Origin of the sequence: Kitasatospora sp. CB02891, assembly GCF_002803145.1 — a bacterium.
GTDB lineage: Bacteria > Actinomycetota > Actinomycetes > Streptomycetales > Streptomycetaceae > Kitasatospora > Kitasatospora griseola.
Window position 1 is genome coordinate 82898 of record NZ_NNBO01000019.1, and the last position, 14299, is coordinate 97196.

A 14299-nucleotide genomic window follows, 5' to 3' on the forward strand; every position below is an offset into this window, starting at 1 on the left:
ACGCAAGGACGCGCGCACCGGCCAGGAGGGGCAGCGAGACTCAAAGGGGCAGACCGATATCCATGGTGGACCAGCCCATTTCCGCACCCGACCGGGCGGACCTCCCGGGCGGCCGCCCCACCGGGGTGGTGGCACTGCTTCGCGTGGCCGCCGCGCTGGTCGATCCGGACGGCCGGATCACCGTGTGGAACCGCACCGCCGAGGAGCTCTTCGGCCACCGCGCCGCCGTCGCCGTCGGCCGCACCGCCCACGGCCTGCTGCCCGCCGTCTGCCCCCGCCACGACCCGGACGCCCCCGCGCACCGCTGCGACGCCTTCGACACCCTCGACGACCTCGCCACCGACGGCCCGTGGGCCGGCGCGATGACGGTGCACGACCGCGAGGAGCGGCAGCGCGACGTCCTGTGGTGGGCCTACCCGCTGGCCGAACCGGCCGGCCGCTCGCTGCTCGTGCTGGCCGCCGACGCGCGGCCGCTGCGCGCCGCCGGCCCCCGGATCGCCCTCGGCGAGCGCCTCGTCCACTACGCCGCCGCACCCGCCGCGGCCCGCCCGCAGCAGATCGCGGCCGCCTTCGCACCGCCCGCCGGGCCCACCCCCGAAGCGCTGGCCGCGCTGCTGCCGTCCTGCTCCCCGGAACGCCGCGGCCGACTGCTGGCCGCCCTGGCCGCCGCCGGGCCCCCGGCCCTGCGGGTGGACGCGGCACTGCTGCCGGTGGCGCCCTACCAGTCCGCGCCGGGCGGGCCGTCCGGCACCGCCCGGGTCGCCGCCGGCCTCGGCCGCCGCTACCCCACCCCGCAGCAGCGGGCCGCCCAGCAGCGCGAGCGCACCGCCCGCCGCCCCGCGGAGCCGCAGCGCGGCACGGGTGCCCGGGCCCCGCTCGGGGTACGGATACAGGCTGCCGGGCCCGCGGAGGAAGCGCGGGTGCCCGGCAGCACCGTCCCTGGCCCACGCGACGCCGCCGCCCACGGCCCGACCCCGGGAGGCCCCGCCATCGACCCCGCCACCGCCCCGTCCGAACCGGCCCCCGCCCAGGCCCCCGCCCAGGTCTCCGCCGTCCTGCCCGGCCCCGCCAAGGCCGCCGACGGCGGCGTCGAGGTGGTCCGCGGCCTGCCCGACGACGGCGACCTGGCGCTGCTGGCCTCGGTCGGCAGCCAGGTCGGCACCACCCTCGACCTGGACACCACCGCCCGCGAACTGTGCAAGGTGCTGGTCCCCCGGGTCGCCGACTTCGCCTGCGTCGACCTGCTCGACGGCCTGCTCTCGGACGGCGAACTGCCCGCCGACCCGCCGGACAACCGCACCGTGCTGCGCCGCGTCGCCCGCACCTTCAACACCGGCTCGCCGCGCTGGAACCACGTCCTGGACGAGGGCTCGCTGCTGACCATGCCGCGCTCCACCCCGCCCGGGCTGGCCCTGCAGGAGAACCAGCCGGTGCTGGTGCCGCTGATCTCCGCGGACGTCGCGGTCGACTACGCGGCCTCACTGGGCGGCCCCGAGCTGGAGCCGACCGTGGTCGGCCGCTCCATGCTGGCGCTGCCGCTGTCCGCCCGCGGCGCGGTGCTCGGCATCCTCAAGCTGCTGCGGCTGTCCGACCGGGCGCCGTTCACCCGCGCCGACGCCGACACCCTCAAGGAGATCGCCGCCCGCGCCGCACTGTCGCTGGACAACGCCCGGCTGCACCGCGCCGAGTCCAAGGTCGCCACCACCCTGCAGCGCTCGATGATCCCGACCCGCCCGCCGAAGATCCCCGGCGTGCAGATCGCCCACCGCTACATGCCGGGCGACCGCAAGGCCGAGGTCGGCGGCGACTGGTTCGACGCCATCCAGCTGCCCGGCAGCCGGGTCGCCCTGGTGGTCGGCGACGTGATGGGCCACGGCCTGCACTCGGCCGCCGCGATGGGCCGCTTCCGCACCGCCATGCAGACCCTCGCCGCCCTCGACCTGCCACCGGGCCAGCTGCTGCGGCACCTCGACAACCTGGCCCAGAAGCTCGGCGACGACCACCTCGCCACCTGCCTGTACGCGGTCTACGACCCGATCAACCGCACCTGCGAACTCGCCTCGGCCGGCCACGTCCCGCCGGTGCTGGTCCACCCCGACGGCCGCGGCGAACTGCTCGACCTGCCCTCGGGCGCACCGATCGGCGTCGGCGGGGTGCCGTTCGTCGCCACGAGGATCGACGTCTCGGACGGCTCGATGCTGGTGCTGTGCACCGACGGCCTGGTCGAGGTCCGCGGCGGCGACATAGGAGAGGGCCTGGCCGCGCTCTGCGGCAACCTGATCGACCCCAAGCAGACCCCCGACGAGGCCTGCGACACCGTGCTGAACACCCTGCACTCCGACGACCGGCAGGACGACATCGCGCTGCTGGTGGCCCGCTTCGACGGCGTCCCGCCGACCGAGGTCGCCACCTGGCAGCTGGGCGTCACCGAGCTGGAGGTCGGCCGGGCCCGCCGCCTGGTGCGCGACCAGCTCGCCGCCTGGCAGCTGACCGCGCTGACCGAGACGGTCGAGCTGCTGGTGTCCGAGCTGGTCACCAACGCCGTCCGGGTGGCCCGCTCCGAGGTGCAGCTGCAGCTGATCCGGGTCGACAAGCTGCTGGTCGAGGTCAGCGACGACAACCACAACCTGCCGTCGCTGGAGCCCGCCGACTCGCTGTCCGAGCACGGCCGCGGCCTCAACCTGGTCAGCAAGCTGTCCGAGAAGTGGGGCACCGCCCGCAAGGCGGTCGGCAAGGTCGTCTACTTCGAGATGCCGCTGCCGCGCGGCTGACCGGCCGGGGTCAGGGCGTGACCGCCCTGGCCCCGCCCTGCGCCACCGAGGCGGCTGCGCCGACCCCGGACAGCACCCGCGGCCAGTAGTCGCCGAACACCTCGACCCACACCGCGATCAGCACCGCGGTGCTGATCGCCACCAGGTGCTCCAGGCCCGCCAGGTTCGGCAGCAGCGTCGCCTCGACCACCATGGCCACCACCACGGCGCCGCCCGTCCACCAGGCCCGGCAGCGGAACGCCACCACCACGGCCAGCGCCACCACCGCCGCCGAGGGCCCGGTGTCGCGCACGTGCGCCACCCAGCGCGGGAACCCGAGCAGGTGGTGCGGGCCGAGGGCCACCGCGATCCGGGCGAACAGCGTTCCCGCCAGGGTGCAGACGTAGGCGACCACCAGGGTCAGCCGCCGCCCCAGCACGATCTCCGCCACCCCGAACACCAGGAAGACCTGCGCCAGCGCCCCCCACACCGGCAGGTCCAGGGCCGGCACGTACAGCGACAGCGGGGTGCGCAGCAGCGACACGTCCAGCGGCAGCGCCGCCTTCACCACCCCGATGTCCGAGACGAACCGGGCCCCGCCCGGCAGGTGCTGGACGATCGAGAACAGCAGGACCAGCGCGGTCGCCGCGGTCGCCAACGGCACCGCAGCGAATTTCCGCCGCACCACCCGTTCCTTCACGGCGCCGAACAGCGCCCCCCACTCGGCGACCGCGGCCCGGCGGAATACCGCCCCGAGCCCCGGCCGCACGCCCCCCGCGTGGGTGTTCTGCTTCACGAACCGGTTCTCCCGTCCCGAGGACGTACGGCCATCCCGACGTCCGTACCGCTGTGCGCGTCTTCTTCTACGCCTCTTCTTCGACCCTACGCATCGGATTAATCAGGGGCATCAACTTCACAGCCCGGTCGTGTCATACCGCGGTCTGATCTTCCGGCCCGCTCCGCCCCCCGGCGGAGGGACCACCGTCCCGGGCCCCAGCGGGCCGGGAAGCCCGTGGCTCAGCCCTCGCGGGCGTGCCGTCGACGGAACAGCGCCGGCAGGCTCGGCACCGTGATGAAGCCCTCCGCGCGGGCGGAGGCGATACCGATCCGCGGAATCTCGCTGCTCTTCTCGAAGAGCAGATAGCGCGGCTCCCAGATCGGCCGGTATTTCGCATTCGCCCGGTAGAGCGACTCGATCTGCCACCAGCGGGAGAAGAATCCCAGCACCGAACGCCACAGCCGCAGCACCGGGCCGGCGCCGAGCTTCGAACCGCGCTCGAAAACCGAGCGGAACATCGCGAAGTTCAACGACACCCGTTCCAGTTCGACCTCCTTCGCGCGCTGCAGGAGTTCGATCACCATGAACTCCATCAGGCCGTTCTCGCTGTCCCGGTCGCGCCGCATCAGGTCCAGCGACAGACCGTGCGCGCCCCACGGCACGAAGCTCAGCAGCGCCCGCAGCTCGCCGTCCCCGTCGAAGCACTCCAGCATCACGCAGCGCCCGTCGCCCGGGTCGCCGAGCCGGCCCAGCGCCATCGAGAAGCCGCGCTCGGTCGCGCCGTCCCGCCAGTGGTCGGCCTTCGCCACCAGCTCGGCCATCTCCGACTCGGGGATGTCCTCGTGGCGGCGGATCCGCACCGTGTAGCCGGCCCGCTTGACCCGGTTGTAGGCCTGCCGGACCACCCGCATCGCACGGCCGTCCAGCGAGAACTCGTCCAGCTCGACGATCGCCTCGTCGCCCAGCTCCAGCGCGTCCAGCCCGTGCCGGGCGTAGATCACCCCGGCCTCCTCGGAGGCGCCCATGACGGCCGGCACCCAGGCGTGCTCGCGGGCCTCGGCCAGCCAGGCGTCGATCGCCCCCGGCCAGGCCTCCGGGTCGCCGATCGGGTCGCCGGACGCCAGCGTGACGCCGCCGACCACCCGGTAGGCGACCGCGGCCTTCCCGCTCGGCGAGAAGACCACCGCCTTGTCCCGGCGCAGCGCGAAGTAGCCGAGCGAGTCCCGCTCGCCCTGCCGGTCCAGCAGCTCGCGCAGCTTCCGCTCGTCCTCGTCGCTCTGCAGCTCCTCGCCGCGCGGCGAGCGGAACGCCACGTACAGCACGGCCAGGAACAGCACCGCGCTCATCGCGTTGATCGCCGCGTTCACCCAGGTCGGCACGGAGACCACGTCGGCCACCTTCGCCGACGGGGTCAGCGTGATCATCCGGTGCACCGAGTAGCTGAACCGGGTGCCGAAGCCCGCGCCGCTGATGGTGTTGGTCAGCTGCACCAGCACCGAGCCGATCAGGCCGCCCAGCAGCAGGCCGCCGACCCCGGCCGCGACCGCGGTCTTCGGGTTCGACCGGTCGCCCTTGGAGGTGAACTCGCGGCGCGAGAACAGCAGCGCCACCAGGAACAGGCCGGTCAGCACCACCGAGAAGTAGTTCCACGGGTGGGACGCGAAGTGCTGGCCCCAGGCCATCAGCGCCAGGTAGCCGACGAAGGTCAGGCCGGCCAGCCCCGTGTTGAAGATCCACGCCGCCCGCTTGCGGCGGCGCATCGCCACCGCCAGGAACAGCGCCAGCGCCACCGAGGTCAACCCGGCGGTCACCAGGTACGGGGTGAAGAACTGGCCCTCGTTGTGCCGCTGCACCGTGTCCTTGAACGGCACGGAGAGCACCGCCACCAGGTTCAGCAGTGCCACCAGCCGCAGGTACCAGACCGTCGATGTGGCGGCCCGGCGACGCCAGAGCGCCCGCGGACCCGAACCCTCGCCCCGGGAGGGCGACACGGCCGAGGCAGCCGTCTTCACTGTGGACACAGCAACCATTCCAGACGATCGAACATTGGGGCGCATCCGCGCGCGGTCTGCGCACTTCACCCCGATTTCCATGGTTGCCCAGCGAAGATGAGAATTGCGTGAATCCGGTAGCGGATTCCCACCCCCGCCGATCGGCGGGGGTGACAGCCCGAACCCCCACCAGGGAGAGACATGCCGCCGACCCGGGTCCTGATCGTGGACGACGAGGTGCTGGTCCGCTCCGGGCTCGGCCTGATCGTCGGCTCCGCACCCGACCTCGAAGTGGTCGGCGGCTGCTCCGGCGGCCAGGCCGAGCAGCAGGCCCGGGCGCTGGCCCCGGACGTGGTGCTGCTCGACGTCCGGATGCCCGACCTGGACGGCATCAGCGTGCTGCGCCGCCTGCGCGCCCTGCCCGACCCGCCGGTCGTCGCCATGCTCACCACCTTCGACACCGACGAGTACATCGGCACCGCGCTGCGGGCCGGCGCCGCCGGGTTCCTGCTCAAGGACACCGCCCCCGAGCAGCTGGTGCACGCCGTCCGGGTGCTCGCGGCCGGCGGCAGCGTGCTCTCCCCGACCGTCGCCCGCACGGTGATCAGCGGCTACGTCGACGGCGGCGGCCCCGACCTGACCGCCACCGCCCTCACCCACCGGCTCACCGGCCGCGAACTCGACGTGCTGGCCCTGCTCGGCGAAGGCCTCTCCAACGCCGAGATAGCCGACCGGCTGTTCCTCGGCACCGGCACCGTCAAGGACCACATCAGCGCCATCCTGGCGAAACTCGGCGCCGCCAACCGGGTCCAGGCCGCCGTCGTCGCGCACCGCGCCGGGCTGGTCCGGGAACGCCGGGACGGGGAGTGATCTCCGCCGAACCCGCCGCCGAAGCCTCCGCCCCGCAGCGCTGGGCCTGGCTGCGCTCCCCCCGCACCACCCTGCTGGTCCCGGTGGTGGCCGCCGCACTGGACTCCGCGCTGGTCGCCAAGGGCTCCGAGCCCTGGCAGATCGCCCTGTCCGCGCTGTCCGTCGTCGCCCTGCTCGGCCGCCGCCGCTTCCCGCTGACGGTCGCCCTGCTCACCCTGCCCGGGGCGTTCTTCAACGAGATCTGGCTGGCCCCGCTCACCGCCGTCTACGCGGTCTCCGCCGCCTACCCGAAACCGCGGATCCCGGTCGCCTGCGCCGTCTCCTTCGCCCTGATCGAGTTCCTCCACTGGCCGTTCGCCCCCGACCTGTTCGCCCTCAGCCGGGACAACGCGCTGTACGCCATCCAGTCGGCGATGCTCGGCGCCGGACCGGCCGCGCTCGGCATGCTCACCCGCACCCGCCGCGAGCTCGGCGAACGCGTCACCGAACTCACCGAGGGCCGCCAGCGCGAGAGCCGGCTGATCGCCGAGCGGGTGCTGACCGCCGAACGCGCCCGACTGGCCCGCGAAATGCACGACGTGGTCTCCCACCAGGTCAGCCTGATCTCCATCCAGGCCGGGGCGATCCAGGTCGCCAGCACCGACCCGGCCTCCCGGGACGGCGCCCGCACCATCCGCGAACTCTCCGTCCGCACCCTGGACGAGCTGCGCCAGATGGTCGGCGTGCTGCGCGCCGCCGGCCTCGGCAACCGCACCCCGCTGGCCCCGCAGCCCACCCTCGCCGACCTGCCCCGGCTGATCGGCGACAGCGGCCTGCCGGTCACCCACCGGCTCGACACCGGCCGCCGCGACTGGCCCGAGGCGGTCGAACGGGCCGCCTACCGGACCGTCCAGGAAGGCCTCACCAACATCCGCAAGCACGCCCCCGGCGCCCGGGTCACCGTCCGGGTCGCGGCCCGCGGCGGAAAGCTCCACGTCGAGGTCCGCAACGGCCCGCCGGCCGACCGCACCGCCGCCGCCCCGCTGCCCGGCGGCGGCCACGGCCTGGTCGGCCTGCGCGAACGCGCCGCCCTGCTCGGCGGCAGCTTCACCGCGGGCCCCACCCCCGACGGCGGCTTCTCGCTGCACGCCGTCCTGCCCGCCTGAGACCGCCGGCGTCCGCGGAGCCTTCTGCGGAACCGCGGGCCGGAGAACAGTTGCAGGACAACAAAAAACCCCGCAGATCCTGAGATCTGCGGGGTTTCGCTGTGCGCGAGGGGGGAGTTGAACCCCCACGCCCTTTCGGGCACTGGAACCTGAATCCAGCGCGTCTGCCTATTCCGCCACCCGCGCATGGGTGTTGTCTTCCGGAGCTTGTCGCTCTTTCGACTCTTCGAGAAGCTTAGCGCATCTCTCCGGGTCTTCCGTTCGGCTCCCTTGCGGGCGCCCCTTCCGACATGGAAAACATTAGCACGCCCCGAGCCCCACCTGCGAATCCATTCCCGCAGGCCCCCGGCACGGCCCGGACCGGACCGCAACCGGAGGCGGGTGCGAACGGGTGAGCGGACCGCCCAGTGGGTACCCTCCGGGCGCGACCTGGCCGGGGAACCGTACGGAAGGGCCGGGCGTGGATACGATCAGTACGGAAGTACCGCTTTCCGGCCTACGGGCCGGTCCGACCGACGCCCTGAGAGGGGGTGCCCCGTGGGAGTCCTGAAGAAGTTCGAGCAGCGACTCGAAGGTCTCGTGAACGGCACCTTCGCCAAGGTGTTCAAGTCCGAGGTCCAACCGGTGGAGATCGCCGGTGCCCTGCAGCGCGAGTGCGACAACAACGCCAGCATCTGGAACCGGGACCGCACGGTCGTCCCGAACGACTTCATCGTCGAACTCAGCCCGCACGACCACGAGCGGCTCAGCCCCTACGCCGGGCAGCTCGGCAACGAGCTCGCCGGCATGGTCCGCGAGTACGCCGAGGCGCAGCGGTACACCTTCATGGGCCCGCTGCAGGTCGCCCTGGAGAAGGCCGACGACCTGGACACCGGCCTGTACCGGGTGCGCAGCCGGACGCTGACCGCCGAGGAGCCGCAGCGGCCGCCCGCGCCGCCGGCCGCCCAGCCCGGCTACGGCCGTCCGCCGACCCCGCCCGCCCCCGGCGCGCCCTGGCAGCAGGGCGCCGGCGCTCCGTACGGCGCTCCGCCGCCGCCCTCCGCCCCGCCCGCGATGCCGCCCGCCCCGCCGGCCCCCGGCAACAACGTCCGGCCGTTCCCCGGCGCGGGCCACGGCGGCGCCGGCACCCGGCGCTGGGTCGAGGTGAACGGCGCCCGGCACCAGATCACCCAGAACGCGGTCGTCCTGGGCCGCTCCACCGAGGCCGACATCCGGATCGACGACCCCGGGGTGTCCCGAAAGCACGCGGAGATCCGCCCCGGCACGCCCGCGATGGTGATGGACCTCGGTTCCACCAACGGCATCGTGGTGGACGGACAGCACACCCAGCGCGCTACGCTCCGCGACGGCTCCCGGATCGTCCTGGGGTCGACCACCATCGTCTACCGACAGGTCGAAGGGTAGAAGCGGGCCGGTATGTCTGATCTGACCCTGACGGTCATGCGGCTGGGCTTCCTCGCCGTGCTCTGGCTGTTCGTCATCGTCGCCGTGCAGGTGATCCGCAGCGACCTCTTCACCACCAAGGGCGCCGCGCGCTCCGGGCACCGGGCCGCGCCCACCACCCCCGCCGCGGCCGGGCCGGGCCGCCAGCCGCAGGGGCAGCCCGCCGCCGCCCAGCAACAGCAGCAACAGCAACAGGCCCGGCAGCGCCGGGGCCAGCCCACGCACCTGGTGGTCACCCAGGGCTCGCTGGCCGGCACCACCGTCGCGCTGCACGGCCAGACCGTCACGCTGGGCCGGGCGCACGACTCCACGATCGTCCTGGACGACGACTACGCGTCCTCCCGTCACGCCAGGATCTACCCCGATCAGGCTGGGCAGTGGACCGTGGAGGATCTAGGCTCCACCAACGGCACCTATCTGGACCGACAGCGGCTGACCACGCCGACGCCGCTCCAGATCGGCGTGCCGATCCGAATCGGCAGGACCGTCATCGAACTGCGGAAGTAGTCAGCGCATGAGGACCAGCTCCACCCGAAGGAGGGCCCGGACAGCATGAGTCTCGTGCTGCGCTTCGCCGCCGGCTCGCACAAGGGCCTGATCCGCGAGGGGAACGAGGACTCCGGCTATGCCGGACCCCGGCTGCTCGCGGTGGCCGACGGCATGGGCGGGGCGGCGGCCGGTGAGGTCGCCTCCTCCGAGGTGCTGGGGTCGATCGTCCGCCTGGACGAGGAACAGCCCGGCGCCGACCTGCTGACCCTGCTGAGCGACGCGGTGCAGACCGCCAACGACCGGCTCCGGCAGATGGTCGAGCAGGACCCGCAGCTGGAAGGCATGGGCTGTACCCTCACCGCGCTGCTGTGGGACGGCCAGCGGATGGGCCAGGTGCACATCGGCGACTCCCGCGCCTACCTGCTGCGGGACGGCCGGCTCGACCAGATCACCCAGGACCACACCTGGGTGCAGCGGCTGGTCGACGAGGGCCGGATCACCGCCGAGGAGGCCGAGACCCACCCGCAGCGCTCACTGCTGATGCGCGCCCTGGACGGCCGCGGCCAGGTCGAGCCCGACCTGTCGATCCGCGAGGTCCGGGCCGGCGACCGCTACCTGATCTGCTCCGACGGCCTGTCCGGCCCGGTCAGCCACCAGACCCTGGAGGAGACGCTCGGCAGCTACTACGCGCCGCAGCAGACCGTCCAGGAACTGATCCAGCTGGCGCTGCGCGGCGGCGGCCCGGACAACATCACCTGCATCGTGGCCGACGTGATCGAGGTCGGCGCCACCGACCTGCTCAGCGGCCAGGCCGCGCAGGCCCCCGAGGTGGTCGGCGCGGTCGCCGACACCCAGCCGCACCCGCAGCAGCACGACCCGCACCTGCTGGACACCCCCGCCGGCCGCGCGGCCGGCCTCGGCCGCACCCCGCCGGCCCCGCAGGGCGCCTTCGGCCCTGCCGAGGGCTACCAGGGCGGCTACGACCAGCAGCCCGGCTACGGTCCCCCGGCCGGCGACTTCGGCCCCGCCGAGGGCTACCAGGGCGGCTACGACCAGCACGGCAACTACGTCGACCCGGCCGGCTTCCCGCCCGGCGACGGCGGCGAGTACGGCGGCCCCGACGACCCGTACGAGGGCGACGCCCCGCCGAGCCGCCGCAAGAAGAAGCGCGGCCTGAAGCTCACCCTGATCGGGGTGCTGGTGCTGGCGGTGCTCGGCGGCGGCGGCTTCTTCGCCTGGCAGTGGAACCAGAACCAGTACTACGTCGGCGCCGAGAACGGCCACCTCGCGGTCTACCGCGGCCTCGACCAGAACCTGGCGGGCCTGAAGCTCAGCTCGGTCTACCAGCAGTACGGGGACGTGGAGCTGAAGTACCTGCCCGCCTTCCAGCGCGACCAGGTCGCCAAGAACATCCAGGCCAGCAGCCTGGAGGACGCCCGGAAGCAGGTCGAGACGCTGCGCACGCAGGCCGAGGTCTGCAAGAAGGTCGCCGATTCCAAGGCCGCCCCGGCCACCGGGGACGCCACGCCGACCGCCCCGCCGTTGACCGAGCAGGAGCAGCAGCTCGCCGTGTCCTGCTCCGGGCAGTAGGCCGCGGGCGACCCCGGGGGTTTTCACAGGCATGAGCACATTCGACGTGAGCCGCGGCAGCACGCCCACCACCGGGCGGCGCCGCGCCGTCGGCCGGTCCGCGACGGGCGACGCCCCGAACCGGCGCAACACCGAACTCCTGATGCTGGCCTTCGCCCTCGCGATCCCGATGCTGGCGTACGCCAACGTCGGCCTGGCGATGGACGGCAGCCTGCCCGTCGGCATGCTGAAGTTCGGGCTCGGCATGGCCGTGCTGGCACTGGCCGCGCACCTGGCGGTGCGGCGGTTCGCGCCGTACGCCGACCCGCTGCTGCTGCCGCTGGCGACGCTGCTGAACGGGCTCGGCGTGGTGATGATCTGGCGGCTCGACAAGGCCGGCAAGCTGCTGCGCCTCAACTTCCCGGCGGCCGGCAACCAGCTGATGTGGTCCGGGCTCGGCGTGGCGATGTTCATCGGCGTGGTGATCCTGCTGAAGGACCACCGGATCCTGCAGCGCTACACCTACATCTCCATGGTGGTGGCGCTGGTGCTGCTGGCCGCGCCGGCCTTCTTCCCGTCCCGGCCGGAGGACTACGGCGCGAAGATCTGGATCCGCTTCGGCTCGTTCTCGATCCAGCCCGGCGAGTTCGCCAAGATCATCCTGACGGTGTTCTTCGCCGGCTTCCTGATGGTCAAGAAGGACGCCCTGGCGCTGGCCAGCCGCAAGTTCATGGGCCTGTACCTGCCGCGCGGGCGCGACCTGGGCCCGATCGTGGTGGTCTGGCTGCTGTCGATCCTGATCCTGGTGTTCGAGACCGACCTGGGCACCTCCTTCCTGTTCTTCGGCCTGTTCGTGGTGATGCTCTACGTCGCCACCGAGCGGACCAGCTGGATCGTCTTCGGTCTGACCATGTCGCTCGGCGGCGCGGCCGTGGTGGCCTCCGCCGAACCGCACGTGAAGACCCGCATCAACGCCTGGCTCGACCCGATGGCGGCGTTCGGGCCGAAGCCGCCCTCGCAGTCATCGGAGCAGATCGGGCAGACCCTGATGTCGCTCGGCTCGGGCGGCACCGTCGGCACCGGGCTCGGGCAGGGCCGCAGCTGGCTGATCCAGTTCGCGGCGAAGAGCGACTTCATCCTCGGCTCGTTCGGCGAGGAGCTGGGCCTGACCGGCCTGATGGCGCTGTTCATGATCTACGGCCTGGTGGTGCAGCGCGGCCTGCGCACCTCGCTGGCGGCCCGCGACCCGTTCGGCAAGCTGCTGGCGGTCGGCCTGAGCTCGGCGTTCGCGCTGCAGGTGTTCGTGGTCGCGGGCGGCGTCACCGGCCTGATCCCGCTGACCGGCATGACCATGCCGTTCCTCGCCCAGGGCGGCTCGTCCGTGGTGGCGAACTGGGCCCTGATCGCCATCCTGATGAAGATCAGCGACACCGCCCGCCGGCCGGCCGTCGAACCGGCCGCCGCCATCCCGGAGCCGGCCGGACCGGGGCGGCTCCCCGCCGCCGGGCCGGGCGCACCGGACGAGAGCAGGGGAGCGACCTCGTGAACAAGCCGATCCGCCGGGTGTCGATCTTCTGCCTGGTCCTGATCCTCGCCCTGATGCTCCGGGTGAACTGGGTGCAGGGCGTGCAGGCGTCGGCCTGGGCCAACAACCCGCACAACGACCGCACCAAGTACGACCGGTACGCCTACCCGCGCGGCAACATCATCGCGGGCGGCCAGGCCGTCACCAGGTCCGACTTCGTCAACGGCCTGCGCTACAAGTACAAGCGCTCCTGGGTGGACGGGCCGATGTACGCGCCGGTCACCGGGTACTCCTCGCAGACGTACGACGCCAGCCAGCTGGAGAAGCTGGAGGACGGCATCCTCTCCGGCGCCGACTCCCGGCTGTTCTTCCGCAACACCCTGGACATGCTGACCGGCAAGCCCAAGCAGGGCGGCGACGTGGTCACCACCATCGACCCCAAGGTGCAGAAGGCCGGCTTCGAGGGGCTCGGCGACAAGAAGGGCGCCGCGGTCGCGATCGACCCGCGCACCGGGGCGATCCTCGGGCTGGTCTCCACCCCGTCGTACGACCCGGGCACCTTCTCCGGCGGCACCAAGGACGACGAGAACGCCTGGAAGGCGCTCAACGACGACCCGAACAAGCCGCTGCTGAACCGGGCGCTGCGCGAGACCTACCCGCCCGGCTCGACCTTCAAGCTGGTCACCGCGGCGGCCGCGTTCGAGAACGGCAAGTACCAGAAGCCGACCGACACCACCGACACCCCGAACCCGTACGTCCTGCCGGGCACCAGCACCGCGCTGCGCAACGCCAGCGCCACCGAGCCGTGCGAGAACGCCACCGTCCAGGTCGCGATGGACTACTCCTGCAACACGGTGTTCGGCAAGATGGGCGCCGAGCTGGGCGGCGACAAGCTGCGGGCGCAGGCCGAGAAGTTCGGCTTCAACAGCGACCAGCTGCGCATCCCGATCGCGCCCACCCCCAGCTACTTCCCGAAGGACTCCAAGCCCGACGGCACCGCGATGGACGCCATCGGCCAGCACGACACCCGGGCCACCCCGCTGCAGATGGCCATGGTCGCGGCGGCCATCGCCAACAACGGCTCGCTGATGGAGCCCTACCTGGTCGCCCAGGAGGGCTCGGCCGGGAACGTGATCTCCACCCACACCGAGCACCAGCTGAGCCAGGCCGTCTCGCCGGCCACCGCGCAGAAGCTCCAGCAGCTGATGGAGTCGGTGGTGCAGAACGGCACCGGCACCAAGGCGAAGATCCCGGGTGCGACGGTCGGCGGCAAGACCGGCACCGCCCAGCACGGCCAGGACAACGCGGGCCTGCCGTTCGCCTGGTTCGTCTCCTACGCCAAGGGCCAGGACGGCAAGCAGGTCGCCGTCGCGGTGGTGGTCGAGGACGGCGACAGCGAGCGGAACGAGATCTCCGGCGGTTCGCTGGCCGCGCCGATCGCCAAGGCGATGATGCAGGCGGCGCTCGGCAAGTAGGTCGGTCGTATCCGTCACATTCCGGCCATCGATCCTCGATCGGTGGCCGGAATTGTCACAATGGGACGGTCCTGGTCGGTACCGGTCTGGTCTCAGCTGGCTGCCTGCACCAGGCAGGTCAGGTTCGCCCGGTAGCGTATCCGCCAGCAGCGGGTGTACCCGCAGCCAGTCCGCGGTCACCAACCGCGGACGCCGGCACCGTGAAACCACCGCGGCGGCGGCCGCGTCAGAACAGAGCGTGCGGGGACACTACGTCATATCCTC

At 72.6% G+C, this 14299-nt stretch carries 10 protein-coding genes and 1 tRNA gene; 8 read left to right on the forward strand and 3 right to left on the reverse strand.

Annotated elements, in window-relative coordinates; translation table 11 throughout:
- Positions 1 to 62 precede the first annotated feature (62 nt).
- A complete protein-coding gene (locus tag CG736_RS38470) occupies positions 63 to 2771 on the forward strand; it encodes a SpoIIE family protein phosphatase (protein WP_100589585.1) in 2709 nt (902 codons plus the stop codon).
- Between the two features lie 10 nt (positions 2772 to 2781).
- Here CG736_RS38470 and CG736_RS36680 read toward each other — a convergent pair whose 3' ends face one another.
- Together CG736_RS36680 and CG736_RS31690 are read right to left on the reverse strand one after the other, a co-directional pair.
- Positions 2782 to 3546 carry a hypothetical protein gene (locus CG736_RS36680; RefSeq protein ID WP_157815817.1) on the reverse strand — a complete coding sequence of 255 codons (765 nt, stop codon included), beginning with the start codon at positions 3544 to 3546 and terminating at the stop codon, positions 2782 to 2784.
- Positions 3547 to 3767: 221 nt separating this feature from the next.
- Entirely contained in the window at positions 3768 to 5558 is a 1791-nt protein-coding gene (locus CG736_RS31690) for a phosphatidylglycerol lysyltransferase domain-containing protein (protein WP_198520678.1), read from the reverse strand.
- Between the two features lie 162 nt (positions 5559 to 5720).
- Here CG736_RS31690 and CG736_RS31695 point away from each other — a divergent pair, with 162 nt between their 5' ends.
- Complete coding sequence (locus tag CG736_RS31695) at positions 5721 to 6389, forward strand: response regulator transcription factor (RefSeq protein WP_100589588.1); 669 nt, start codon at positions 5721 to 5723, stop codon at positions 6387 to 6389.
- Positions 6386 to 7534, forward strand: coding sequence for a sensor histidine kinase (locus CG736_RS31700; RefSeq protein WP_100589589.1), 1149 nt, complete (start codon positions 6386 to 6388; stop codon positions 7532 to 7534). The genes CG736_RS31695 and CG736_RS31700 overlap by 4 nt, the downstream gene beginning before the upstream one ends.
- Before the next feature lie 102 nt (positions 7535 to 7636).
- Here the strand turns inward: CG736_RS31700 and CG736_RS31705 are convergent.
- Positions 7637 to 7720 (reverse strand) — tRNA-Leu (locus CG736_RS31705).
- A gap of 351 nt (positions 7721 to 8071) precedes the next feature.
- Here CG736_RS31705 and CG736_RS31710 point away from each other — a divergent pair.
- The 5 genes from CG736_RS31710 to CG736_RS31730 are packed head-to-tail and all read left to right on the forward strand — an operon-like array spanning position 8072 to position 14035.
- Entirely contained in the window at positions 8072 to 8938 is an 867-nt protein-coding gene (locus CG736_RS31710; RefSeq protein WP_043915381.1) for a DUF3662 and FHA domain-containing protein, read from the forward strand.
- A 12-nt stretch (positions 8939 to 8950) separates the two neighbouring features.
- Positions 8951 to 9484, forward strand: coding sequence for an FHA domain-containing protein (locus tag CG736_RS31715; RefSeq protein WP_100589590.1), 534 nt, complete (start codon positions 8951 to 8953; stop codon positions 9482 to 9484).
- Positions 9485 to 9529: 45 nt separating this feature from the next.
- Positions 9530 to 11056 carry a PP2C family serine/threonine-protein phosphatase gene (locus CG736_RS31720; RefSeq protein WP_100589591.1) on the forward strand — a complete coding sequence of 509 codons (1527 nt, stop codon included), beginning with the start codon at positions 9530 to 9532 and terminating at the stop codon, positions 11054 to 11056.
- A 31-nt stretch (positions 11057 to 11087) separates the two neighbouring features.
- Complete coding sequence (locus tag CG736_RS31725; RefSeq protein ID WP_100589592.1) at positions 11088 to 12581, forward strand: FtsW/RodA/SpoVE family cell cycle protein; 1494 nt, start codon at positions 11088 to 11090, stop codon at positions 12579 to 12581.
- Complete coding sequence (locus CG736_RS31730) at positions 12578 to 14035, forward strand: penicillin-binding protein 2 (protein WP_100589593.1); 1458 nt, start codon at positions 12578 to 12580, stop codon at positions 14033 to 14035. Before CG736_RS31725 ends, CG736_RS31730 begins: the two co-directional genes overlap by 4 nt.
- Positions 14036 to 14299: the final 264 nt, after the last annotated feature.